Below are 25,655 nucleotides of genomic sequence, written 5' to 3'. Positions count from 1 at the left end.
AAACAAATATCTAATTTATTTTTGTAAAACTTTTATAAAGATAATGCGTTAAAAAGAAAATGTGCGAATCATGACCATTTCTTAAATTAATTTTTTTATTTTAAGAATTGAAAAAAATTGCCAGGTTTTACAATATTTATCTTATATTTGAATAATTCTATTAAAACTGTTAAAATTTATAAGGGCTTATGAAAAAATCATTATTACTCTTTGGTATGATTGTATTTCTGGCGAGCGCTTGCCGTCAATACACCTGTCCGACTTATACTAAGGAGGATGTGAAAACAATCAAATCTCAAGAAGAAAGAATCTGAGCGATTTGTCATACATAAAAAAGGGGTTAAATTGAATTAACCCCTTTTTTATTTACTTGAACTTTTGCTTAAGCTTGGCTAGCATGTCATTCATATCTCCGCCACTATCATTGGCTGAGGCTTTTCTCTTAGGCTTCTTTTCTTTAGCTTGCCCTGTCATCGGGTCTGCTTTCATTGACAGTGAAATCCTTTTTCGCTGAAGGTCAACTTCTAGTACAGTCACATTCACCTTTTGTGCCACTTTGACTACTTCGTTAGGATCTGAGACAAACTTGTCTGCAAGGTGGCTAATATGTACTAGCCCATCCTGATGCACGCCAATGTCAACAAATACTCCAAACTTGGTTATATTAGTCACTATACCAGGTAAACGCATACCTACTTTCAAGTCAGAAGGCTTTTCTATTCCTTCGGCAAAACTAAACATCTCAAATTTTTCACGAGGATCCCTACCAGGTTTTTCCAGTTCCTGAAGAATATCATTTAAAGTAGGCAAACCGATAGTATCAGTCACATACTTCTTTGGGTCAATTTTTTTCCTTAACTCAGGCTTTTTCAACAAGTCTTCAATTTCACAACCTAAGTCTTTGGCCATTTTTTCTACCAAATGATAACTTTCAGGGTGTACAGCACTAGCATCAAGAGGGTGTTTGGCATCACGTATGCGAAGAAAACCTGCACATTGCTCAAAAGCTTTTTCACCCATCCTAGCTACCTTTAAAAGCTCTTTTCTGCTATTAAAAGGGCCATTTTGATCCCGGTACTCAACAATATTTTTTGCCAATTGCGGCCCTAGGCCTGACACATAAGTCAGTATTTGTTTACTAGCTGTATTTAGCTCAACTCCAACAGAGTTTACACAACTCATGACAGTTTCATCCAGCTTTTCTTTCAATGCATGTTGATCCACGTCATGCTGATACTGACCAACACCAATAGACTTAGGGTCAATCTTTACCAGTTCAGCCAAAGGATCCATAAGCCTACGCCCAATAGAAACCGCACCGCGTACCGTCAAATCATAATCTGGGAATTCTTCCCTGGCCACTTCAGAGGCAGAGTAAACAGAAGCACCGCTTTCATTGACCATGACAATAGCAATAGACGAAGGCAACCCTGCTTTGCGAACAAAGGCCTCAGTTTCCCTACATGCCGTTCCATTGCCAATGGCAACAGCCTCAACTTTATATTTTTCACATAACCCCTTTAGCTCGGCTTCTGCTTCAGCCACTTTATGCTGATAATCATGGGGGAAAATAGTGGTATAGTGCATCAACTTCCCCTGTCTGTTCAGCACAACTGTTTTACAACCAGTCCTAAAGGCTGGATCTATAGCTAGAATATTCTTTTGTCCTAAAGGCGCAGCCAAAAGCAACTGTTTAATATTATCACTAAAAACACGGATGGCTTCATCGTCAGCTTTTAGTTTAGAGCCCATGCGTACCTCGGTTTCCATAGATGGTTTTAACAACCGCTTATAGCTATCTGTAACCGCAAGTTTTACCTGCGCACCTGCCTCATTATTCGACTTTACAAACTGCTTCTCCAAAAGGTCAATAGCATCGTCTTCCGGAGGATAAATATCTAACATTAAAATCATTTCTCTTTCACCCCTACGCATAGCAAGCATCCGGTGCGAAGGTACTTTGGATATCTCCTCTTCCCATTCAAAATAGTCTTTATACTTCTCCCCTTCTTTTTCTTTTCCAGGTATAACGCGCGACTGCACAATACCTTTTTTGGTAAATAGGTTACGCATTTTCTTTCTCGCCTCTTGGTCTTCATTGACTTTTTCAGCTATGATATCCCTTGCGCCAGCTAAAGCTTCTTCAGAAGAGTTAACCTGCTTTTCTGCATCAACATACTTCTCGGCTTCTCCAACAACCTCACTGCTATCTTGAGCAAGAAGCATCTCGGCCAAAGGTTCAAGCCCTTTTTCCCTAGCAATAGTCGCCCTTGTCCTCCTTTTTGGCTTGTAAGGCAGATAAATATCCTCCAACTCAGACATTGTTTCTGCTTGCTTTATCTTATCTTCAAGCTCTTCAGTAAGTTTACCTTGATCTTTAACAGATTTAAGAATAGCCTCCCGTCTTTTTGCTAATTCGGTCAGTTGATTGTTCCGGTCTTTAATAGAGGTAATAAAAACCTCATCGAGACTACCGGTCATCTCTTTCCGGTAACGGGAAATAAACGGTACTGTAGCACCTTCTTCAAGAAGTTTTAAAACCGCCTGTACATTTTTTTCAGGCAGGTTCAACTCTTGTGCAATCTGATTACTGTGCAATGCCAATTGATTTAAATTTTAATATTAAACACAAATAGTTTCCAAAAATATCAAAGAGAATTTAAAAAGCGGTAAGAAAATATCCACATGTAATAACCAAAGCTGTACATATTAAATTAATTATTTGACAGGAAGTGGTTTAAGCGTATAACCTTCCTTTCTTAAAAGTTCTAATATTCCCTCTTCACCAGGCAGGTGCCCTGCTCCTACTGCATAAAAAACAGGTTTTTCATGAAGGAGTTCCTGTATTCTCTTAACCATTTTTTTATTCCGCTCTTCCAACAGAGCATAGCTAAACTCATCCCCTATATCAGAGTCCTTAACAGCCACTAGCAAACCTTCCAAGTCTTGAGCTATATAGGTATGAAGCATCTTTAATGTAGCTTCTTGATATTTATCAATATTAACTACCATATCCACCAGCATTTCCGCTTGCTCTTCAAGGGAGTAGAGGTTAAGCACTTCCAACTGGTCACTGATACTTTCAAGGCCAAACACCTCTTTATCACGTTTTTTTGCTTGTCGCTGCAAATATTCATCAATAGTCTCACCTACATCTTGCTCCATCATTTTTTCTGTAACAAGAGCGGATGTAAAAATAGGCTTTATTTTATTAATCATCAGGGCATAAACACCTAAGTTCTTCCTCGCATATTTTTGTACAGTTTTATAATCATCTTTATCCAGTAACGATTTGAGGTTGACACTATCTGGCATCAAAATCATACCAATATCTTTTTTGATCACATCAAGATCCGCAACTATTTCACCAGCCATAGCATCGCATTTGTCAAGTTTGTTCAACAAAGAGTCTCCAAAGAAAAAAGCTCTTTTGTCTTTTACATGCATAGTGCCAAAAAGGTAGGAAGGCTTTTCGATACCATTGCCAGATATCTCCCAAAGCAAGGAACCCTCTTGGGAAAACACAGCGCCTGCAGAAAACCAGACAATTATAAGGGAATAAAAAATATTTCTTAAAACAACCATAATCATGTTATATAATAGTGTTACCCACTTAGATATCTTATGTGTTATTAGCTTACCAAGACTCGCTTAGCAGATTTTTGCCTCGCCGGCAGGGCCTTACTTTTTTTATTAGACAAAAAAAGTAAGCAAAAAAGTCAAGGCCTGTGATGAAATTTGCTAAACTTTATAACCATTACGCTAAAAAATTTGAAACTAACCCTCCTTGCGTCGGGCTCAAACAGCAAATTTTTTGGCCGCTTCATGCTTATAAAGTTCTTAACGCAATTTCATCAATGGCCACCTTATTTTCTAACAATGGCACATATCGCCATTTAAGAAAGGCAGTTAAAAGCATTTTATCGTACAAAAAAAACTTATTACTTCCTAGAGACTTAAATGGGTAATCCTATTTATATTATAACTATAAAAATAGATATAGCCAACATATTTTACCAAAAACCAGATTATAAAGAAGAAAATTCAAAAAAACACCTAACAATGCACCAAATCCACATGTTACTATAATAAGATAATGAATGTGGGAAGAAAATTTGAGGGGCAATGAGATATCTTATACTGGTTATGGTGTTCGCTTTGATGAGCACTGTAAATGATGCACAAGCGCAAATTTTAAGTAAAAACTCAGAAAAAAAGCTTTACACACAAAAATACAAGGAAAAAAGTCAAATAAACGACAGGAAGTTCAACAACAAAAAAAGAGTACGCGACTTAAAACGAAAACAAAAACTCGACAAAAGAAAAAGAAAACGTTTAGAGCGCAAAAAGCGTCAACAAAGACGCACCAGACAACAAAAGGTTAAAAACAACAAAAAGTATTACGGGACGCCTGCTTCAAGATATTATAGCAGCAACAATCCGTTAAGGATTTTTAAAGGAGAAAGGTAAATGACAAAAGAGGGGCATATTTCTAAAAATGTTCCTCTTTTTTTAATCTAAGGACTTTTTAATTAACTTGCAAGTGAACAATAAGTCCAACATCTGAGCGTACTTGAATAGAAAGGAATTTACATGAAATACTTATTTCTTATACTTTTTTCATTCGCTTTTTTAAATTTCACCCATACGACCTATGCCCAGTCACCAAAAAAAGGAATGGGCTCTCAGGAAGATTTGGACAAGGAAAACAAAAAAGCAGAACGTAAATCTAACAAAAAGACCTATTACGAAAAGCAAAAGGAAAAAGAGCGAAAAAAGAAAGAAAAGAAAAACAAAATAACCCGCAAAAAAGCAGAAAGAAAGGCTAACAAAAGGCTTAGAAAAGCACAGCGAAAAACCAGAAAAAACAAAAGGAACTATGGTAGACGTTAAGCCAACATTTATTTGTAAAGCTTAGGGTAAATAAACCAGTTAGTATAGCCGAGTCCGCCAGACACCTCCTCCCAGCTATCAACATCAATCCTTATACTAATAGCACCACAGGTAGGTATATTATTTATTTCATCCTTTGTAAGATATTCGGCAAACCAGGTAAAACCCGGATTATGGCCAAATATCGCCACTTCTGTATACTTATTATCCAAGTTATTGACCAAGCTCAATAAAGTTCTCAAAGAGGCTTCATAAACATCTTCATTAAAAACTATCTTATTACTATCAAAATTGATTTGTTCAGTGACCAGTTCAGCAGTGAGCTTAGCACGTTTAGCCGGGCTACTGATAATTAGTTGAGGTTGTACTCCCAAAGAAGACAATCTTTTTCCAATACGGGGAGCATCGCTATACCCCCTACTGTTAAGGTCTCGGTCAAAGTCCTTTTGTCCTGACACTGACCAGTCTGACTTGGCGTGTCTTATTAGTATTAGTGTACGGCTCATAAGCTATTTTACTAATCAAATTTAATTAAATAAGAGTTATTAATAATGCAAAGTTTGTTCTTTTTAAAAAAAAATACACATATTTGATCAAATCTAAACGTTTACGTGGGGAATTCAGATTTATATTATGTCAAAGAATTTAGTGATAGTTGAGTCGCCGGCAAAGGCAAAAACCATAGAAGGCTATTTAGGAAAAGACTTTTTAGTTAAATCTAGCTATGGTCATGTGCGCGATCTACCAAAAGGTGATCTCGCCATTGATGTTAAAAACGGGTTTGTACCTACTTATCAGGTTTCTCCTGATAAGAAAGAAGTTATAGATCAATTAAAAAAACTGACCAGCGAAGCAGAAACAGTCTGGCTCGCAACGGACGACGACCGTGAAGGTGAAGCCATTTCCTGGCATTTGAAGGAGGCACTGGACCTCAACAATGAAAAAACCAGAAGAATTGTATTTAGGGAAATAACCAAACAAGCTATTTCCAATGCCATAGAATCTCCGAGGGGCATAGATCAGGACTTGGTCAATGCCCAACAGGCAAGAAGGGTTCTCGACAGGTTGGTAGGTTTTGAGATCTCCCCTATTCTTTGGAAAAAAATTAAAACCGGACTATCTGCAGGAAGAGTACAATCGGTAGCAGTGCGTATGGTGGTAGAAAGAGAAAGAGAAGTTGAGAAGTTTAAGGCCAAAGCTGCCTTTAAGGTAAATGCCATTTTTGAAGTAGAAAAAGGCAAAAAGCTCACCGCTGAGCTAGGTGAGCGCTTCGACACTGAAGAAGAAGCCTTAGCTTTTCTGGAGAAATGTAAAGACGCAGAGTTTTCAATCAAGAACCTAGAAAAAAAACCTGCAAAAAAAACGCCCGCCCCTCCTTTTACAACTTCTACCTTGCAGCAGGAGGCATCAAGGAAACTTGGTTTTTCAGTGGCACAAACCATGACCATAGCCCAAAGACTTTATGAGGCTGGAAAAATCTCTTATATGAGAACGGACTCATTGAACCTGTCAGACTTTGCAATAGACGCTGCAAAAAATGAAATCAGTAAAGCGTACGGCGATGAATTTGCCCATGCCAGAAAATATAAAACAAAGTCTCAGTCGGCACAGGAAGCGCACGAAGCCATCAGACCTACAGACTTTTCTGCCCATGAGGTAGAAGGAGACAGAAACGAACAAAGGCTTTATGAGCTAATATGGAAAAGGGCCATTGCCTCACAGATGTCCGATGCACAACTAGAAAGAACAATAGTCACTATTGGTATATCTACCGTGCCTCAAACATTAGTAGCTAAAGGTGAAGTAATCAAGTTTGAAGGTTTTCTAAAAGTTTATATTGAGTCAACAGACGAAGAAGAAAGCGACGAGGAAAGTGCTGGCATGTTACCTCCGTTAAACATCGGACAAACACTAGGCCTGCTTCAAATGAAAGCTTTAGAGAGGTACTCTCGCCCTCCTGCTAGGTATACTGAAGCTAGTTTGGTAAAAAAACTGGAAGAAATGGGCATAGGTCGTCCATCTACCTACGCTCCCACTATTTCTACCATTCAAAAACGAGGCTATATTATCAAGGAAAATAGGGACGGAAAAGAACGGAAGCTTAAAGAACTTGTCCTTAAGAAAGGTAAAATTGAAAATAATACTATTACCGAAATGACAGGGCAGGAAAAAGGGAAACTGTTCCCTACAGACCTAGCCATGATTGTCAATGACTTTTTGGTACAACACTTCCCCAATATTACAGACTACTCTTTTACTGCCACTGTCGAGAAAGAGTTTGATGAAATAGCAAGTGGCTTGAAAGAATGGAATAAAATGATAGAAACTTTCTATTCAGGTTTTCATGACCGGGTAGAAGAAACATCTAATATTGACAGGGCCAGTGTTGGCACTTCAAGGGAATTAGGGATAGACCCAAAAACTGGTAAAAAAGTAATTGTACGTTTGGGTAGATTTGGCCCTTTGGCCCAACTAGGCGAACAACCTGCCGAAGGCGAAGATGGCGAAAAACCTATTTATGCAAGCCTCAGAAAAGGGCAGCTCATTGAAAACATTACACTTGAAGAAGCCTTAGAGCTATTTAAGCTTCCTAAAGAAGTTGGCGTGTTTGAAGACAAGCCTATGACGGTTGCCATTGGGAGATTTGGCCCATATGTAAAACATGACGGAAAATTCTTTTCCATAGGCAAAGATTTAGACCCTCTTGATGTAGACGAGAAAAAGGCTATTGAAATAATAGAGGCCAAAAGAAAGGCTGATGCAGAAAAAGAAATCAAAGTTTTCCCTGAAAACCCTGACATCAAAGTACTGAATGGAAGGTTTGGCCCATATATTTCTGCAGGCAAAAAGAATGTAAAAATACCAAAAGACAAAGACCCAAAAAGTCTTACCCTTGAGGAATGCATAGAACTTGCTGAAAAAGCACCAGAAAAGAAAGGTAGATTTGCCAAAAAGAAAAAATAAGTAATGAAAAAGCTTGTAGTCTTATCAGGAGCAGGTATAAGTGCCGAAAGCGGCATTGCCACTTTTAGAGATTCCAACGGTCTATGGGAAAATCATGAAGTGACCGATGTCGCTACCCCTGAAGGATGGGAAAGAAACCCTGCGCTGGTTTTAGAGTTCTACAACCAGCGCAGGAAACAAGCACTTTCAGCACAGCCCAATGCAGGGCATAAAGCCATAAAAAAGCTTGAAGAAAAATATGATGTAACTGTTATCACCCAAAATGTAGATAACTTGCATGAGAAAGCGGGTTCCTCAAAGGTATTGCACCTACATGGGGAACTTTTCAAATCCAGAAGCACCGTAGATGAAAACTTGATATATGATGTAGAAGGTTGGGAACTTAGGCTTGGTGACAAATGTGCCAAAGGCAGCCAATTAAGGCCACACATTGTATGGTTTGGCGAAATGGTACCAATGATGGAAGTAGCTATAGGATTGGTTGCTGAAGCTGATATTGTTATCGTAACAGGAACATCTTTACAAGTTTACCCTGCCGCCAGCCTGCTCCACTACAGGACACCTGGCATTCCCATATATCTTGTGGATCCCAAAACACCCGAACTTGAGCTTCGCGACGTAAGCATCATTAAAGAAAAAGCAGGAACAGGTTTGCCTAAACTGGTTGATCAGCTACTCACCACCTGATCGTCCGTATCACTTTCTTTAGAGTCCTTATCTGGACCTTCTTGCTTGCTCAGGATGCCAGTTTTGGGAATCGTATTAATTTTTCGGTAATACCATGCGCACATTATACCCGCCAAGGCTCCAAAAAAGTGGGTTTCCCAAGAAATGTTCTGATAAAATGGGAATATGCCCCATACCATACTTCCATAAACAATGGTCACCAATAGCGAAAGAGTTATGGACTTTCTGTCGTTCCTGAATATTCCACTGAAAAATATAAACGAAGCCAAACCATAAATCAGCCCACTTGCACCTAAATGATATCCATCGCTAGTAGCTGAAATCCATACCCATATCCCACTCAAAAAGTAAATCCAAAGCACTACTTCAAGGGCAATCTTCCGGTAAAAATATAATATAATAATCCCTAAGGTGGCCAAAGGCAAGGTATTGGACATCAAATGCTCATTATCCCCATGTATCAATGGTGCCGTAAAAATTCCAGGGAGTCCAGATACACTCCTAGGGAAAATACCTAAAGTCCTAAAATCAGTACCAAGTGCTTCCTCTCCAAGTCTTACAAGCCATAAGATACAGATAAAAATAGCGGTAAAAACCAAACTCTCAAAAGCTTTCCTATTCTCCGTTTGCATATAATAAAAACGGTTTTTACCTACTTTTGGTTATAAAGTTTTTAAGAAAAACAAGCAGCAACCCCAAGGCATTCCTTTTTGCAAAAGTTAGTAAGGTACGATAAAAAACACAATCTATTTATACAGTAAAGAGTTGATAAATGATATGCCTAAGCTAAAAAGTAGAGCCCACCAAAAATTGACTACTTCGAACCCTGGTACCAGATAGGCTGCGAGCATAACGATAAAACCATTGATGACCAACAAAAAAAGTCCAAGAGTAAATACAGTTACAGGTATGGTTAGAAAAACCAGTATAGGTTTAATAAATAAATTTAGCAGTGACAATACCAGCACCAGTGCTAAAGCAGACCAAAAACCTGTAACTGTAACCCCTGGAAGTATGGCAGACACCCCAAGGACAAAAATGGATAAAATAACGAGGCTAATTAAAAAGTTCACTTGAGTATTAGTTTAAACAACGTTCTTCTTTAAATTTTTGCATTCTTATTTGCTTTTCCAAAGTAACAGCTTTTTCTTTTTGAATGCTAAAAAACCTTTTCCAATCCATTATTTTTCTATAGTTTAGCTTTTCACCAGTTTTCAGTATTTCTTTCAAAAAATCCTGAAAGTCAAGCTTGTGCCAGTCGTGCAATTTTGAATTTAACCGCTCAAGGTGAAACTCTTTATAAAGCGACTCTTTGAATGAATTCAGAACTACTTCATACTCTCTTTCTTTGCAGTTTAGGTGGTCAGACATATTCATAGGCATACATTTTAGAGGTTAAAAATTGAATCTATAAGGAGTGTATAAAATAAACAGGTGAGCAAAAAGGATTGTTTGGGCAAAACCAAAAAAACAGCCTCCCAAAGAAAGCTGTTTGTCTAAAACAATTCGCCACAAACAAAACAATTAAGTTTCGCTAGTAAAATTACTTATCCACATCATTTAAAACCTAGAATTCTAATTACCCGCTGCTGCATGTTGCTCATAATACTCTAAAGCTTCGGGCAACGACTCTTGCATATCCTCTATCCTCTGCTCTGTAGGCGGGTGTGTAGCCAAAAGTTCTGGAGGTTCAGGTCCCCTGTTGATTTCAGCCATTCTTTCCCAAAAGCTAACAGCCTCACGAGGGTCATACCCAGCCATAGCCATAAACAATAAGCCTAAATGATCAGCTTCAGATTCTTGTCTTCGGCTAAAAGGCAACATAATGCCCACTTGAGCACCTAAGCCATAAGCAGCCATAAACAATTGCTGTGTTTGCTGAGGACGCTCACGCATGGCTACAGCCAATGCCACACCACCAAGTTCAGCAGTAAGCGCTTGGCTCATCCTTTCATTTCCATGCTTGGCCACCACGTGCGCTATCTCATGCCCCATAACAACAGCAAGCCCTGTCTCATCTTGGGTAACAGGTAGAATGCCAGTATAAAAAGCCACTTTTCCGCCTGGCATTGCCCAAGCATTTACTTGCTCGTCATCATCTATTAAATTAAACTCCCAATCATAATCTTCCAGCTCATCTTCCATATTGTTATCGCGGAAATACTGTTCTATTGCCGCTGCAATGTCATGGCCAACACGTTGAACCATTTCAACCTGTTCAGGATCATCAGAAAGCCTTTCCTGATCCAGCATCTGGTTATACTGCTCTTGGGCCATATTGTGTATCTGCTGATCAGGAACCAAGTCCAATTGACGTCTACCAGTAATGGGTACCCTACTACAATCAGCAAAAATGGTCAACACAACCAGCAAAAAGGTGTATTTTGTTTTTCTCATCCTCCTCCAAGTTTTTCCTTATTTATATATAAAAAAACATAGGCTACAGGCATTTGTTTAAGTTTGTCTTTTTATCCTGTTCAGAAAAAAATATTTTTGCATGTCATATATTAAAAACTGAAAATGAAAATCATTGCCGTAGGAAGAAACTATTCCGGCCATATAAAGGAACTGCAAAATAAAAAAAGCGAAGAGCCAGTTATATTTTTAAAGCCAGACACTGCACTCTTGAAGAAAAATGCACCTTTTTATCACCCATCCTTTTCGCAAAACATTCATCATGAAGTAGAGCTTATAATAAGGATATGCAAAGAAGGTAAAAATATTCAGGAGAAATTTGCACATAAATATTACGATGCCATAGGCGTAGGTATTGATTTTACAGCAAGAGACTTGCAGCAAAAGGCCAAGGAACAGGGACTTCCTTGGGAACTGTCGAAAGCTTTTAACGGTTCAGCACCGATTTCGGAGTTTATTCCACTAGAAGAACTTGACGATATTAGAAACTTAAACTTTAGCCTTTTTGTTAATGGCGAAAAAAAACAGGTGGGAAATTCTAATGAAATGATTTTCCAGTTTGATGAAACAATATCCTATATCTCAAAATTCATTACTTTAAAGAAAGGTGATATTATCTTTACAGGCACACCTGAAGGGGTCAGCAAAATAAATATTGGAGATGTACTTGAAGCTTATCTGGAAGACAAAAAACTTCTTACCGTTGAAATTAAATAAATCGGTTTTATATTTCATAGGCTTGTTATTAGCCTTTCAGGTCAATGCTCAACACCAAAGGCCGCCTATGCCCGAGCTGCCCAAAGACTACTTTACCTTTCCAATTAAACCAGGAAAGCAAAATTATATCGCAGGGAGCATGGGTGAACTTAGACCTAACCACTTCCACGGTGGCATAGACATAAAAACAGACGGCGTCATTAACCACCCGGTCTATGCATCAGCAGATGGTTATGTATGTAGGGTAAAGGTTTCTACCACCGGCTATGGAAATGTGCTATATGTCAGGCACCCCAATAATTTTGTTACCGTGTATGCACACTTGGAGAAATTCAGCAAACCCATAGCAGATTATGTCAGGCAAAAACAGTATGACAATGAAAGTTTTGACATAGAACTATTTCCTAAAAAAGACGAGCTCAAAGTAAAGAAAGATGAAGTTTTAGCGCTCTCTGGAAACTCCGGCGGCTCTACAGGCCCCCATCTACACTGGGAAATCAGAGATACCCTAGACAATATATTCAACCCGCTTTTACTGGGCTTTTCTGAATTGAAAGACAACATTGCTCCTATCATTCAAAAGATAGCCGTAAAACCGCTTGCTATTGATGGAAGGGTCAAAAATGAATTCGAAAGGTTTGAATTCACACCTACCAAGACAGGTCAAAATTCCTATACCATCTCAGAAACAATTTCTGCTTGGGGTACTATTGGTATAGAATTGAAAGCTATTGACAAAATGAATTATACCAGCAATGTCTATGGTCTGGAAACAACAGAAGTGATCTTTGATGGTGACACTATTTTCTCCCAAAGCATAAGCTTTCACCCAATAGAGAAAAGCCGCTATATAAACCACCATATCGATTACTGCACCTATCACCAAAAAGGCCAAAGGTTTGAAAAATGCTATGTTGATGACGGCAACTTGCTTCCAATTTATACCACCTTGCGCAACAATGGCAAAATCACTATATATGACACTGATGTACACACAGTAAAGATCAATGCATATGATGCTTTTGGCAATCTTTCGACTCTTAACTTTAAAATAAAAGGAGAAAAGCCGAAAACATCCCTAACGGGCTCCCCGCCCGCTTCTGGTTCTTGGACAAGCGATGTTACGAAAAACACCTTAAAAATCATTAATCGCAATGGGGCGACCATACCGGCTTTATTCTATACTAAAGATAGAGATACGATCAGCTTAGAGCCTGCCTATAGAAAAAGCGGGTACAATGTATACCTGTATGACTTGAAAAAAGGTATACCTGATTCGGTAGTGGCAGGAAACAACAAAGAGGTATTCAACTTTTCGGCCATGGTACCCTCGGGCGAAAACCATACAATAGAAAAAGATGGTATCAAAATAGAGTTTCCGTCCAATGCACTGTTTGACTCACTGTACCTTAAGCTAAATCACCAAGTGACGGATAAAGGCAAAGAGTATTTCCATATCCACAACCTCCAGACCTCGCTTTACCGCCCTATAAAGGTAACCATAGACCCACTGCTAACAAACTACGAAAGCAGCAACACCCACTTATATCACCTCAATAAATACGGGAAGGCCGGTTTTGAAGGAGGTACATGGGATAAAAATAAAATTGTCCTTAAAACAAAAAATTTTGGTACTTTTACATTTGAACAAGACAGCATTGCTCCTGAAATCAAGCTAAAGTCTGTTCAGGGAAACACTATCTACCTCACTATCAAAGATGAGAAATCTGGCATAGGAAGCTTCAGAGCAACTTTAGATGGTGAGTGGATACTAATGAACTATGACCATAAGCGGAACCTGCTCTGGTCTGACAGGCTTGACAAATCTGCGCCTTTAAAAGGAAATTTTGAAATAGAGGTCAAAGACAATGCTGGCAATAGCAGTATTTTTAAAACAAAACTATAAAGTTCTATGGCACTAAGTAAAGGTGACAAAGCACCAGAGTTTGAAGGCAAAGACCAAAATGGCAACACTATAAAGCTTTCTGACTTCAAAGGCAAAAAAGTTATTCTCTATTTTTATCCTAAAGATGACACTCCTGGCTGTACAGCACAGGCTTGTGACCTGAGAGATAATTATGACAGATTTCTTAGTCAAGGTTTTGTGGTGCTTGGCGTAAGTGGCGATGATGAAGCTTCTCACAAGAAATTTGCTGAAAAATATGACCTCCCTTTTTCTTTGGTTGCTGATCCTGACAAAAAGATCAATGAAACTTACGGTGTGTGGGTAGAAAAAAACATGTACGGAAGAAAATACATGGGCACAGCCAGAACAACATTCATTATTGATGAAAATGGCAACATAGAAGACATCATCAAAAAAGTAAAAACCAAGGAACATACCAATCAAATCCTAAGCTAGTATCTAATTATATTTTACATAAATGTCCACCACAACTACACAAAACTACGATATTGTATATCTAAAAAAAATGGCCACTCAAATAAGGAGAGATATCCTTAGAATGGTCAACTGCTGCAACTCTGGACACCCAGGCGGGTCATTGGGCTGTACAGAGTATTTTGTTGCCTTGTATTTTAAGGTAATGAAGCACAACCCAGATTTTAAAATGGACGGCATAGACGAAGATTTATTCTTCTTATCTAATGGCCATATCTCACCAGTTTGGTATAGCACCCTTGCCAGGGCTGGTTACTTTGAGCTTTCTGAGCTAGGAACGTTCAGAAGAATAAACTCAAGGCTACAAGGACACCCTGCTACAGAAGAAAACCTGCCAGGCATTAGAATGGCTTCTGGGTCTCTTGGTCAAGGACTTTCAGCGGGAATTGGGGCTGCACAAGCCAAGAAACTAAACAACGACGACAAGCTTGTTTATGTACTTATGGGCGATGGCGAGCAGCAAGAAGGTCAGGTATGGGAAGCTGCTATGTATGCTGCCCACAATAAAATAGACAATATCATTGCGGCCATAGACTACAACGGACAGCAAATTGACGGCCCTGTAGACGAAGTGCTTTCTCTGAGAAACTTAGCAGATAAATATCGTGCCTTCGGATGGGATGTACTAGAGCTTGACAAAGGAAATGACATGGCAGCGGTTTTGAACACTTTGGAAGAAGCAAAAAAACGTACTGGCAAAAGCAAACCTGTCATGATTCTTTTGAAAACTGAAATGGGATACGGCGTAGATTTTATGATGGGCACGCACAAATGGCATGGTGTTGCGCCTAACAATGAGCAATTAGAACAAGCATTAGGCCAGCTCGAAGAAACCCTTGGGGACTATCCAGGCTAAACTTTTGTTCTTAATAAACATATAAGAAGAGGCTGTCAATAAAACAGCCTCTTTTGTTACTGATAAACTTACACTATTTTACACAAATATCGGTTACTTATAATATAACCAATATTTATCCTAGGACATAAATAATTATAGCCGGGGAATCATTTGAGAAAAAAGGAACCAAACAAAGCTTAGCTACATAGATTTTGCATACTTAGCTAATGCCATATATTGAACAAACTTATTAGATGAGTTCACAATACAATTTGCAAAGACTTTATCATTTTGATTTCCTAAGGCTGTTTCTTGTATTAGCAGCGCTCCTCTCCCATTACCTTATCTCCCAAGACTGGCGTACACTCATGGGCACAGAAACAGTGTCCAACATAAGATTGCTTACCCGGATGTCCTTACCTGGACTACTTATTATTTTCGGTTTTATGGTAGAGTATATTTATGCCAGCAAATGGAAAGTAAAAGGAGGGGCAACCATCTTCAACAGAATGCTTTACCGTACCATATTAAGTTATTTGGCTTTTGTAGCCCTGGCTTTTGTGGGATTGCTGGCAGGGCATACAGAATTAAGAATTTTTGCTGCATGTATAGTTTTTTTGAGCACATCACTCCATGCTCATTTATTTAAATATTATGCCATACTGATCCCGCTCACCTTTCTGCTTATGTCTGTTAGGTTCAAGTTTGGATTTGTGGCCAAAAGCGTTTGTGTGGCAGCCCTGATAGCCACTGCAGAACTGCTCAACAGTGCAGACTTTGAACTGCACTATGCACTACAACACTTTGCAGCTTTGACTTTTGGATATGATGATATTTTAGGACCAAGCATCATGCATTCATTCGCTTTTGTTCTATGTGGGTCCATTGCTGCAAATTTTATTCTTAAGAAAAAAAACAGCTATTTATTGGCATTAACAGCCATGGGGGTAACATCTGCCGTGCTTTTAGGGCATGAAATATACAATATTGGATTTTCTGAATTTAAAGCCTCCATTGCCGACTATGACCAATATAGGGCAAACAACAGTTATGTATACTTCTGCTATGGCATAGTATCATTTTTATTGCTTTGGGTCATCTCCATGGTTGCAGCAAAGTTCCTGAACAGTAAAATAAAAAACGTTATTTCAGTTTACGGCGGGAACACGTTCTCGATATTCTTCTTCGGGAACATGATTATACTGCTCACCCCTAACATAAGTACCAATATTACAATTACCTTATTAGGGCTATTGGCCACCTTGGCCCTGTCTCTTTACACTTTAAATATCCTAAACTGGGCTACGGAAAAGCTTCATTGGGTAAAAATGGCAGACATTTTTATTAAAAAGCTTAATGAAGTCTTGTTTAGCTTTGTACTTAGGATTAATGAAATAATAAAGGGTAGGAAAAAAATCATAACAATCAACAACAAACAAAAAAGGTAGTCGAGCACATTATATTACACTTTTATTTTAATCTTAAACGTTATTTTTTCGTATAATCCAGAGAAAATATAATATTCAGCAAAATTGTATCTACTATTACGAACACTTTTATTACTGTTCATCTTCTTTATAATGCTTCCCCAACCAGGGTCTACCCAACAAATCCCCAAAAAAACCAGGATATTGTTTGTGCTAGACGCCTCAGGCAGCATGTATGCTATTTGGGAAGGTAAATCCAGAATGGAAATTGCCCGTGAAGTGCTTTCTAATTTGGTTGACTCCTTAAGTAACGATCAAAATATTGAGGTGGCACTCAGGGTCTATGGCCATGAATACCATAAGAGGTATCAAAACTGTAAAGACACAAAACTAGAAGTACCTTTTGGAAACAAAAACCACGAAGCCATTAAGAAAAAGCTAAAAACTATAGAGCCAAACGGTACTACGCTAATAGCCTATACACTTGAACAGGCCGCCAACGATTTTCCGAAGGATGACAATGTGAGAAATATCCTCATTCTTTTGACAGATGGCATAGAAGTTTGTGGAGGCGACCCTTGTGCTGTTTCTCTTGCCTTGCAGAAAAAAAACATATTTCTAACCCCTTTTATCATAGGCATAGGCCCTGAAGAAGACTTTGCCAAAGAACTTGGTTGTATTGGTAAATATTTTGACGCAAATAAAGTAAGCGAGTTTCAAGGCAATCTACAAAAAATACTCAAACACAGCCTTTCAGAAACCACAGTCAGGGTCAACCTGTTGGATGCATATAGCAAGCCTACCGAAACGAATGTCAATATGACTTTTAAAAACAGTATCACAGGAGAGGTGTTGCATGATTATGTACACCTGATCAAACCCAACGGAAAGTCTGACGAAGTGGAGGTAGACCCGGTAATTACTTATGATATTATAGTAAACACCATTCCTCAGACTGTGAAAAGAAACATAGTGCTAGAGGGGGGCAAAGAAAACATAATAGACATCAGTACACCACAGGGAACCTTACTGCTTAAAGACAACCCTAAAGATTACAGAAATCTTCAAGCCATAGTCCGAAAGTCAGGGTCTGCACAGACCCTGCATGTCCAAAATGCAGGCACACAAGAAAAATATATAACAGGTAATTATGACATAGAGATCTTGACCTTACCCAGAATACATTTAAAAAATGTTAAGATCGAGCAAGGGAAAATCAAAAGCATTCCCATACCCTCTCCTGGCATATTAAATATAAGTGACGCACTTACTGGCTATGGTAGCATCTATAAAATAAAAAGCAATGGAGATCCAGAGTGGGTACATAACTTTACCAACGCTCGAATGAGCCAGCCTTTACAACCAGGAAACTACAAAGTGGTTTTTAGGGTAGACAAGAGCATTAACAGTAAATTTACCGATGTGAAGTATTTTACCGTCCGTTCGGGGGCTTCTGTTGCAGTAAAATTATTCAGTAAATAAATTTACTGGAAATCATGCTGATTTTACCACATAATTTCCCAAATTTGCATGCGAAGTTTTTTATAATTCAATGAAAAAATACACCTATACAGAAAAATTTGATACCCGTTCCGGTTTTGGTGCAGGTCTTGTAGAAGTAGCAAGAAAAAATCCTAAGGTAGTTGGCCTTTGTGCAGACCTAATCGGTTCATTAAAGATGGGAGATTTCAAAAAAGAATTTCCTGAACGTTTCTATCAAGTCGGAATTGCTGAGGCCAACATGATCGGTCTTGCTGCCGGTATGACCATAGGTGGATATATTCCATTTACCGGGACTTTCGCCAACTTCTCTACCGGAAGGGTTTTTGACCAAATCAGGCAATCGGTTGCATATTCGGGCAAAAATGTAAAAATATGTGCTTCTCATGCCGGAATCACCCTTGGCGAAGACGGTGCTACCCACCAAATCCTCGAAGATGTGGGCATGATGAAAATGTTGCCTCACATGACAGTGATCAACACTTGTGACTTTAACCAGACTAAGGCTGCAACTATGGCTATTGCTGATTACAATGGCCCGGTTTATTTAAGGTTTGGACGCCCTGTTGTCCCTAACTTTACACCAGCCGATCAAAACTTTGAAATTGGCAAAGCAGTAATGCTCAATGAAGGTAAAGATGTTACCATTGTTGCTACTGGACACTTAGTATGGGAAGCCATACAAGCTGGAGAAATGTTAGAAGCACAAGGAATCGACGCAGAAATTATAAACATCCATACCATTAAGCCTCTAGATGAGCAAGCCATCATCCAGTCAGTACAAAAAACTGGTTGTGTGGTAACCGCTGAAGAACATCAGGTTTTGGGAGGTTTAGGAGAAAGCGTAGCAGGTACTTTAGGTCGTAACTACCCTGCCCCTATTGAATTTGTAGCAGTCAAAGACAGCTTTGGGGAAAGTGGAAAACCTGATCAATTAATGGAAAAGTATGGCCTGAAAGCAAAAAACATTGTAGAGGCAGCTCAAAACGTCATCAAAAGAAAAAGATAACAACACTCGTTATACCTTATAGAAAGCCGGTCAATAGCCCGGCTTTTTCATTTTATTTAACTCTAAGATTAATATAAACGGTGTGAATAAAAATAGCATACAGATAAAAACATAACTGAAACTTTAATCAACTCGCCCAATAATTTTCAACACCCCATTACCCCTTCCTAACAACTACCTGCTGAGTAAGTATAGCGTATAAGCATCCAAAGTTTTTTTATTTCTCTAACTGGCATTATCTTTAAGCTGAAAAGACCAATAGATTGAATGAAGAGAACCCTTACAGGACTGCTATACCTTGTTATAGCCACCTTTGTATCAAACGCACAGGTGTCGTTTATCGGAGACAGCATTGTAGTTACAGAAACAGACACACTTCAGCTCCCTTTTGCTCTTGATGCTTCTAAAAGATTGAACAGAGAAGACATAGAAAATAAAAGAGAAGGGTATTATGTAACGGGGCTACCAGAAATGACCATAGACCCTATTCGTGGTTTAAGTATAGGAGCCAATGCGTTCCTTTTTAACAACAGAGACCGTAGCGATCCATTTTTTTATTATACTCCCTACCGTGCGAGGTATGCATTAAACTTCAGGGCTGCTCAAAATGGACGTATTGATGGCGCTGTAAGCGTAGATGTTCCCTTTGCTTTTAACACCAAATGGAGACTACGTGGAGACTTTATTTATGCCAACGATCCCAACTGGCAATATTTTGGCATTGGAAGACAAACATTAAACCCTTTACAATATACAGACAAAAGAACAGGGGACCGTATAGATAGAGCAAGGTTCAGCAATTATTACCATAACCTTGCCATGACACAAGAAATAAATGGCCAGTTATTTACCAACGCCCATTACAACGAGCTTGACTATACAGAATTCCTAACTGCCGTGGTAGGAGAAAGAACGTTTTTTGAAGGCAGGATGCGCTTGATGTTTGGCTATGAAATACTCATAATAAGAATCAACACCTATGACAATGAAGTGACACCAGAAGCCATTCATCATGAAACAGGAGAAGATGTAGAGGCAGTTCAAGGAGAAACAAGGCTTACCAGAGATTTTCGGGCAGGCCAAGAAGACCCCAATTCTCCATGGGCTAGACATAATATTGGAGGTTATGAAGGCGGTCGCATTGGCCTGTTACAAACCGGCCTAATGTGGGACACACGTGACCTAGAGCCAGACCCATCCAGTGGTGTTTTCTTAGAATATGCCCAAGAAATATCAGCTCCCTGGACTTTGTCAGAGTTCAGCTTTACAAAACACTTAATGCATGGTATTTTCTATAAAAGGCTGTTCCCTGACAAACTGGGCAGAACGGTACTTACAGGAAGAATGGCTTTAGGTTATATCAGAGGCCAAAACATCCCTTTTACAGAAGTGCTTGACCTTTGGGGCGCTTCTGAAGAAGGTGGCATCCCGGTGCTAGGAGGCGCAAGAGCACTACGTGGATACAGAGAGGGAAGGTTCGCTGGCATGGTCACCCACCTCATGAACCTCGAACTTAGGAGCCGGTTTTACCAAACAAACATATTGAACCAACACCTGGCATTTTACGCAGTTCCATTTTTTGACGCAGGTACCATATGGGACAGCTTTAGAGAAATTGAGCTAAGCCAGTACAAAGGAAACCCTGGGCTAGGCTTACGGATTGCGTGGAACCAAGCTACCATTCTCAGATTTGACTATGCAAGGTCAGCGGAAGACTCTCAGTTCTTCTTTGTATTTGGCCACACTTTTTAATAGCATTAAAAGTATTTGATGACAAAAAGCGACTCTTAAGCCATTCAATAACTTTATAAATCGTAAAACGCCTTTTACATATCTCCAATGGTTTGGGAACTCATACAATCAACCCAAATGTTTTCTTACCAAACAAAGAGCAGTTTTATGACAGATAAACAAAAGGGTGAAGAAAAGAAGCTAAACAAAGAAAAAGAGTCCCCTAATACAGAAAAAAAAGAGAGCAAGGAAAAAGACAAGGAGCAGATAAAAAACGCTCAAGAGGAAGACATCAATGTATTAGGCAGGAAAATACACCAGCCAAAAGGTGGACATTCGGGTTCCCATGGTTAATTAATTGGTTTAGAATATCGTAAAACCACCATTTTTTTGTTAACCTGAACTATGCAATAAGGTAGTAATACCAAAACAAATATTAGGTGTCACACAGCAGGATAAACACTATTACGAGTTTTCTCGATTTGTTTTGCCACAAAAAAAGGCTATTGCATAATTCAGGTTAAATATGGTAGACATTCTTTAATCTGTCCCCATCATTCCGTACAATACCTTTATTACATTCTACCAGCAAAAGCAATAAAAGGCAAGCTCACACACTAAGTATTTTCCCGTACACAACAACAATTCTAATCTCAGTTCAAAAGTACTACTATAGTAAAACATATTCATCAAAACCAGAATCTTACAATAGATAAGACATAAATAATATTTTTAAACCATTAAATATAAATATCCAAGGAAAATTCTCGCACAGGTATTTTTACCTAATATACGTATTGACTATTTAAGTATTTATACTTATGTTTATGTCATAGTTAATACTTATAAAATTCACCAAAAAAATTATTACCATGCGTGCATTACCAAAGTTTATGGCTTTCCCTAAAGGATCGATTTTATGTTTAACATTATTGACCTTTGTTGTAGTTTCATGTGGTGACCCTTTGCCCGAAGAAACTAGTTCTGGTACAAAATACCCAATAGAAGAGGCCTTTACCATGCTGGCCCAAGAGAACGATGCTGCACGTACATTATACACAAAAGCCATTGTAGATGCTGGCAAACTTAAAGGCCTTGCTTTTGACGAGGACTGGCAAAAGAACCACATAGAAGCAGGCCCATTGCCAGCCTTATTCCTTAGAGCAACCTCTATGGAAATTCAAAAAACAGATATTCCCTTAGGATTATTTTTAGGAAGCGATTTTCCTGTGAACCAAGCAAATGAATTTACAGGAAAACAAAAAGAGTTATTTGAGAAAATTAAAGAGGACAAAGAACCAAAATTTTTCTTTGACGAAAAAGCGGGCAAACATACTGCTATGTTTCCAGACTTTGCCGTCGTACAAGGTTGCGTAACTTGCCATAATGAACATCCCGAGTCACCAAAAGACGATTGGAAGCTGGGAGATATCATGGGAGCTACCACTTGGACTTTCCCTAAAGATTCGGTTACAGTTGATGAAATGAAAGCTCTGCTAAGGGTTTATCGAATGGGAGCATCAAAAACCTACCAGTCATACCTTGACAAGACCAATACTTTTAAAGATAAGGAAAAACCGATTATAGGAGCTGAATGGCCAGCGCACGGATATTCCTTACCGGAAACGGCTGTTTTTGTTGACAGCATATCAAAGATAACATCTCATACAAGTCTAAATTCTATCTTAAAGTACTAATGAGCAACAACAAGGGATATATCATAGTTGGGTGGATCCTGCTAACGCTTTACCTAGGCCAGCACCTACTGGATATCCGATGGGAATACTTGGAGTCGCTGCAAACAGGTGAAATGTTTAACCGCTGGACGGGACTTGCCCTTGGGATATACATACTCTCCCAATGGTTTCTGACTCCTGTCAGGCTCAATAAAATGCTAGAAAAGAACAACCAGTTGTTTACAACCATTCATAAGTGGATGGGGGCTATAGCGCCACTAGTATTCTATATACATACCATGTATTTAGGCTATGCGTACCTGTTTTTTCTTAGCATCACCTTCTTTTCCAACTATGCATTAGGCTTACTTAATCCAGAGGTAATAAAAACCAAAGCAAACTGGTACTTACAGGGGTGGATGATAGCCCATGTGGCTTTCTCTCTTCTGATTTCCATGCTTATGATATACCATGTCTGGATGGTATTCTATTATGAATAATAAATAATCTAAATAAATAGAGCTATGAAACTTAAAGTATTGAATGTAGAAAAAGAAACATCTGACTCTATAAGCATCCATTTTAAACAACCATTTTTCAACAAGATAAAATATAAACCAGGCCAATTCTTGACCTTGATCCTTGATGTGGACGGCAAAGAAGTAAGAAGGGCATATTCTATCAACAGCACACCTAAGATAGACAAGACAGTAACGGTAACAGTAAAAAGGGTTAAAGATGGAAAAGTTTCGAACAGACTGTTTGAGGAACTAAAGCCAGGAGACACGCTAAAGGTAATGAAACCTATGGGAAACTTTGTGTTTGAAGCGGCCAAAGGTGTCCGGAGACACTTTGTCCTCTTTGGAGGCGGTAGCGGCATTACACCACTCATGTCCATAACCAAAAGCATATTGTATTTTGAGCCTCAAAGCAATGTTTCATTATACTACGCAAACCTAAACGAACAGTCGATCATATTCAAAAGACAACTCAAACAACTAGAAGAACAATTTCCTGACAGGTTTAACCTAGTCCATATTTTAGAAAAACCTTCACCTAATTGGACAGGAGAAACAGGTAGGATAAACAAAGACAAAATAGCTGGCTGGATCAACAATATGCTACCTGAAAGCGCCGATCAAAGAGCCTACTATATCTGCGGCCCAACAGGGATGATGGAAGTGGTTCAAAACAGCTTGTACGATTTAGACATACCTGAAGAAAAAATCCACATAGAATCTTTTACAGCGCCTGTAAAAAAAGCATGCGGGGCAGCCTCAGAGCACCAAGTGGCTTTTGTTCTAAATGGAAAAGAACACAAGGTACCTGTAACACCCAATAAAAGCATATTAGATGCTGTACTAGATGAAGATATTAAAGCGACTTACTCTTGTCTAAGTGGAATATGTGGCTCTTGTAAAAGCAAGTTAATCTCTGGAAAAATAAAAAACGAGGAAAAAAACATCCTCTCAGCAGAAGAAAAAGAAGCAGGATATATACTCCCTTGCGTGTGCTTCCCAGAAGATGACAATGTAAAGATAGAAATGAAAAGTTAGCATGAAACTTAACATAAGCAGGAAAAGAAAAAGACAGGTGTTAGGTATGTCCGTAGGGCTATTTTTAGGTGTAACGGCATGGGCAATCCTTACCATTCCATCCAATGAACATATGCTTTCTTTAGGGCCTATGAACACAGGTCATGAAGAGCTGGAATGTCAGGCATGCCATACAAAAGCAAAAGGGAACCCTTTTCAGCAAATACATGCAAACATCTTATACCTAACAGGCCAACGAAAAACGATGGCTGACTTTGGCATGCAGGATGTAGACAATGCAAAGTGCATTTCCTGTCATGACCGCCCAAATGACAGACACCCTGTACATAGGTTTGAAGAGCCACGATTCGAAGAAGCACGGCTAGCAATTGGCCCTGAAAAGTGCGAGTCTTGCCACCTAGAACATAAAGGGGTAAGGCTTACTATAAACGAGACTTCATATTGCATTAACTGTCACAGTGACTTGAATATGAAAAACGACCCTTTAGACGTGCCTCATGTGGAACTAATTCAAAACGCTATGTGGACTTCTTGCCTGCAATGCCACGACTTCCATGGAAATCACCTGATGGAAGCACCCGAAAAATTGAGGGATACCATAGAAACTGCAAGAATAAAAGACTATTTCTTAGGTGGACCTGACCCATATGGCGACAGCAAAAAATACAAAGTAGAAAAAACAGAAGACAATCAATATAAAGAAGCATCTTATTAACAACCTATAAATACCAATTATCATGACTGAAAGACAAAAAATCCTAGTGCAAAAATCTTTTGAAAAAGTTGAACCCATTTCAGAAATAGCAGCAGAAATTTTTTATAAGAAACTATTCACCTTAGACCCTTCCCTGAAACCATTATTTAAGGGAGATATGAAAGAACAGGGCAAAAAACTAATGCTTATGATAAAAACCGCTGTTAAAGGCCTTGACGATCTAGATGCATTAGTTCCTGCGGTACAAGACTTGGGCAGAAGACATGTAGGTTATGGCGTTAAACCAGACCACTACAATACAGTAGGCGCGGCCTTACTGGCTACATTAAAAGAAGGGCTCGGAGAAAGCTTTACCGAAGAAACAGAGGCCGCATGGGCTGAAGTATACAGCATTTTGTCATCCACCATGCTTGAAGCTTCATACGCCTAGGCTGGTGGCCATAAACAAGCATTTGAGGCTCCTAAAACTTGGTAAACATGGAAGCCTATATAAAATGCTTTAATAAAAAATAAGTGGGGCGACTTAACGTACCACCCACTTATTTATATTATGCCCAAGCAGTATTTTTTTACTTCAGAATATGCAACATTTTTTTAACCTGGATTATGCATTAGATTTCGTTATGAGGGGCAAAAGAACAAAAAATCAGCGTATTTGGTTTGCAAAGCATAGTGGTTCTATGGTTAAAAACCAAATGCGAGCAAAGCGTCTGATTTGATAATTTTTTGCCACGCAATAGAACATTCTAGTGCATATTTCAGGTTTAACTTCTGGATTCATAAAGATTACCTGCCTTCCTTGCATATTCCTGAGTAACTGCTTGGGTTCAATTATTTTTTGTCATAAACACCTGTTTTATAATCAAAAGCTCCTACAAAATTCCCTTCCCCCTACTATTCCATAAAAGTTTTCCCTTTCTACCCAAAAAGCAATCTAATTATAAATAGTGCAGGAAAGTATTTGAACTAAAAAAATCTCTATTAAGAGATTATAAAAAAGAAGGGCAACATATCAACAATGGAAGAAGATCATAAATAAACTATAGCATTAAAACCTACAAAAAAGAAATGATATATATCACTTTTTAACAAAGAAAACCAGTGATATATATCACCCTAATTACTT

The 25,655-nt window shown here is 38.7% G+C and carries 25 protein-coding genes; 18 read left to right on the top strand and 7 right to left on the bottom strand.

Annotated features, from left to right (window positions below; all coding sequences use genetic code 11):
* Positions 1-366: 366 nt before the first annotated feature.
* Together RCC89_10250 and RCC89_10245 are read right to left on the bottom strand one after the other, a co-directional pair.
* The gene (locus RCC89_10250) at positions 367-2,598 is read right to left on the bottom strand and encodes a Tex family protein (GenBank protein WMJ73539.1); all 2,232 of its coding nucleotides are present in this window, start codon (positions 2,596-2,598) and stop codon (positions 367-369) included.
* Between the two features lie 120 nt (positions 2,599-2,718).
* The gene (locus RCC89_10245) at positions 2,719-3,585 is read right to left on the bottom strand and encodes a TraB/GumN family protein (protein ID WMJ73538.1); all 867 of its coding nucleotides are present in this window, start codon (positions 3,583-3,585) and stop codon (positions 2,719-2,721) included.
* 540 nt (positions 3,586-4,125) lie between these two features.
* Here RCC89_10245 and RCC89_10240 point away from each other — a divergent pair.
* Positions 4,126-4,470, top strand: a complete 345-nt coding sequence (locus RCC89_10240) for a hypothetical protein (GenBank protein WMJ73537.1) — start codon at positions 4,126-4,128, stop codon at positions 4,468-4,470.
* A gap of 123 nt (positions 4,471-4,593) precedes the next feature.
* Positions 4,594-4,893, top strand: coding sequence for a hypothetical protein (locus RCC89_10235; protein ID WMJ73536.1), 300 nt, complete (start codon positions 4,594-4,596; stop codon positions 4,891-4,893).
* Between the two features lie 8 nt (positions 4,894-4,901).
* Here the strand turns inward: RCC89_10235 and RCC89_10230 are convergent, their stop codons facing one another.
* Entirely contained in the window at positions 4,902-5,399 is a 498-nt protein-coding gene (locus tag RCC89_10230) for a histidine phosphatase family protein (GenBank protein WMJ73535.1), read from the bottom strand.
* Positions 5,400-5,526: 127 nt separating this feature from the next.
* Here RCC89_10230 and topA point away from each other — a divergent pair, with 127 nt between their 5' ends.
* Both topA and RCC89_10220 read left to right on the top strand, forming a co-directional pair.
* Positions 5,527-7,857 (top strand): type I DNA topoisomerase, encoded by a 2,331-nt coding sequence (gene topA, locus RCC89_10225; protein WMJ73534.1) that lies wholly within the window; start codon positions 5,527-5,529, stop codon positions 7,855-7,857.
* Positions 7,858-7,860: 3 nt separating this feature from the next.
* The gene (locus RCC89_10220; protein WMJ73533.1) at positions 7,861-8,544 is read left to right on the top strand and encodes an NAD-dependent deacylase; all 684 of its coding nucleotides are present in this window, start codon (positions 7,861-7,863) and stop codon (positions 8,542-8,544) included.
* On the opposite strand, the gene RCC89_10215 is transcribed toward RCC89_10220, so the two are convergent.
* From RCC89_10215 to RCC89_10200, 4 genes are all read right to left on the bottom strand, one after another.
* Positions 8,526-9,176, bottom strand: a complete 651-nt coding sequence (locus tag RCC89_10215) for a rhomboid family intramembrane serine protease (protein WMJ73532.1) — start codon at positions 9,174-9,176, stop codon at positions 8,526-8,528. The genes RCC89_10220 and RCC89_10215 overlap by 19 nt on opposite strands.
* A gap of 114 nt (positions 9,177-9,290) precedes the next feature.
* Positions 9,291-9,617 carry a phage holin family protein gene (locus tag RCC89_10210; protein WMJ73531.1) on the bottom strand — a complete coding sequence of 109 codons (327 nt, stop codon included), beginning with the start codon at positions 9,615-9,617 and terminating at the stop codon, positions 9,291-9,293.
* Between the two features lie 7 nt (positions 9,618-9,624).
* Positions 9,625-9,921 (bottom strand): hypothetical protein, encoded by a 297-nt coding sequence (locus RCC89_10205; protein ID WMJ73530.1) that lies wholly within the window; start codon positions 9,919-9,921, stop codon positions 9,625-9,627.
* Positions 9,922-10,119: 198 nt separating this feature from the next.
* Positions 10,120-10,941 carry a M48 family metallopeptidase gene (locus tag RCC89_10200; protein WMJ73529.1) on the bottom strand — a complete coding sequence of 274 codons (822 nt, stop codon included), beginning with the start codon at positions 10,939-10,941 and terminating at the stop codon, positions 10,120-10,122.
* Between the two features lie 123 nt (positions 10,942-11,064).
* Between RCC89_10200 and RCC89_10195 the strand changes: the two genes are divergently transcribed.
* The 14 genes from RCC89_10195 (at position 11,065) to RCC89_10130 (ending at position 24,959) form a co-directional block, all read left to right on the top strand.
* A complete protein-coding gene (locus RCC89_10195; GenBank protein ID WMJ73528.1) occupies positions 11,065-11,676 on the top strand; it encodes a fumarylacetoacetate hydrolase family protein in 612 nt (203 codons plus the stop codon).
* Entirely contained in the window at positions 11,663-13,582 is a 1,920-nt protein-coding gene (locus tag RCC89_10190; GenBank protein ID WMJ73527.1) for a M23 family metallopeptidase, read from the top strand. Before RCC89_10195 ends, RCC89_10190 begins: the two co-directional genes overlap by 14 nt.
* Positions 13,583-13,588: 6 nt before the next feature.
* Positions 13,589-14,038: a thioredoxin-dependent thiol peroxidase gene (gene bcp / locus RCC89_10185; GenBank protein ID WMJ73526.1), complete on the top strand. Its 450-nt coding sequence runs from the start codon at positions 13,589-13,591 to the stop codon at positions 14,036-14,038.
* 22 nt (positions 14,039-14,060) lie between these two features.
* Positions 14,061-14,933 (top strand): transketolase, encoded by an 873-nt coding sequence (locus tag RCC89_10180; protein WMJ73525.1) that lies wholly within the window; start codon positions 14,061-14,063, stop codon positions 14,931-14,933.
* 236 nt (positions 14,934-15,169) lie between these two features.
* On the top strand, positions 15,170-16,363 hold the full coding sequence (locus tag RCC89_10175; GenBank protein WMJ73524.1) for a hypothetical protein: 1,194 nt from the start codon (positions 15,170-15,172) through the stop codon (positions 16,361-16,363).
* A 189-nt stretch (positions 16,364-16,552) separates the two neighbouring features.
* The gene (locus tag RCC89_10170) at positions 16,553-17,824 is read left to right on the top strand and encodes a VWA domain-containing protein (GenBank protein ID WMJ73523.1); all 1,272 of its coding nucleotides are present in this window, start codon (positions 16,553-16,555) and stop codon (positions 17,822-17,824) included.
* A 70-nt stretch (positions 17,825-17,894) separates the two neighbouring features.
* Entirely contained in the window at positions 17,895-18,851 is a 957-nt protein-coding gene (locus RCC89_10165) for a transketolase C-terminal domain-containing protein (protein WMJ73522.1), read from the top strand.
* Positions 18,852-19,118: 267 nt separating this feature from the next.
* Positions 19,119-20,603, top strand: coding sequence for a DUF5982 domain-containing protein (locus tag RCC89_10160; protein WMJ73521.1), 1,485 nt, complete (start codon positions 19,119-19,121; stop codon positions 20,601-20,603).
* A gap of 147 nt (positions 20,604-20,750) precedes the next feature.
* Positions 20,751-20,936, top strand: a complete 186-nt coding sequence (locus tag RCC89_10155) for a hypothetical protein (protein WMJ73520.1) — start codon at positions 20,751-20,753, stop codon at positions 20,934-20,936.
* Positions 20,937-21,454: 518 nt separating this feature from the next.
* Positions 21,455-22,279: a DUF3365 domain-containing protein gene (locus RCC89_10150; GenBank protein ID WMJ73519.1), complete on the top strand. Its 825-nt coding sequence runs from the start codon at positions 21,455-21,457 to the stop codon at positions 22,277-22,279.
* Positions 22,279-22,758 (top strand): hypothetical protein, encoded by a 480-nt coding sequence (locus RCC89_10145; protein WMJ73518.1) that lies wholly within the window; start codon positions 22,279-22,281, stop codon positions 22,756-22,758. Before RCC89_10150 ends, RCC89_10145 begins: the two co-directional genes overlap by 1 nt.
* Before the next feature lie 24 nt (positions 22,759-22,782).
* Positions 22,783-23,814, top strand: coding sequence for a ferredoxin--NADP reductase (locus RCC89_10140; GenBank protein WMJ73517.1), 1,032 nt, complete (start codon positions 22,783-22,785; stop codon positions 23,812-23,814).
* A 1-nt stretch (position 23,815) separates the two neighbouring features.
* Positions 23,816-24,529, top strand: a complete 714-nt coding sequence (locus RCC89_10135) for a cytochrome c3 family protein (GenBank protein ID WMJ73516.1) — start codon at positions 23,816-23,818, stop codon at positions 24,527-24,529.
* 22 nt (positions 24,530-24,551) lie between these two features.
* Positions 24,552-24,959, top strand: a complete 408-nt coding sequence (locus tag RCC89_10130; GenBank protein ID WMJ73515.1) for a globin family protein — start codon at positions 24,552-24,554, stop codon at positions 24,957-24,959.
* Positions 24,960-25,655: the final 696 nt, after the last annotated feature.

The organism is Cytophagaceae bacterium ABcell3 (assembly GCA_030913385.1).
GTDB lineage: Bacteria > Bacteroidota > Bacteroidia > Cytophagales > Cytophagaceae > ABcell3.
The sequence above is the reverse complement of the archived record's forward strand: the minus strand, read 5'-3'. Positions and strand labels throughout refer to the sequence as shown.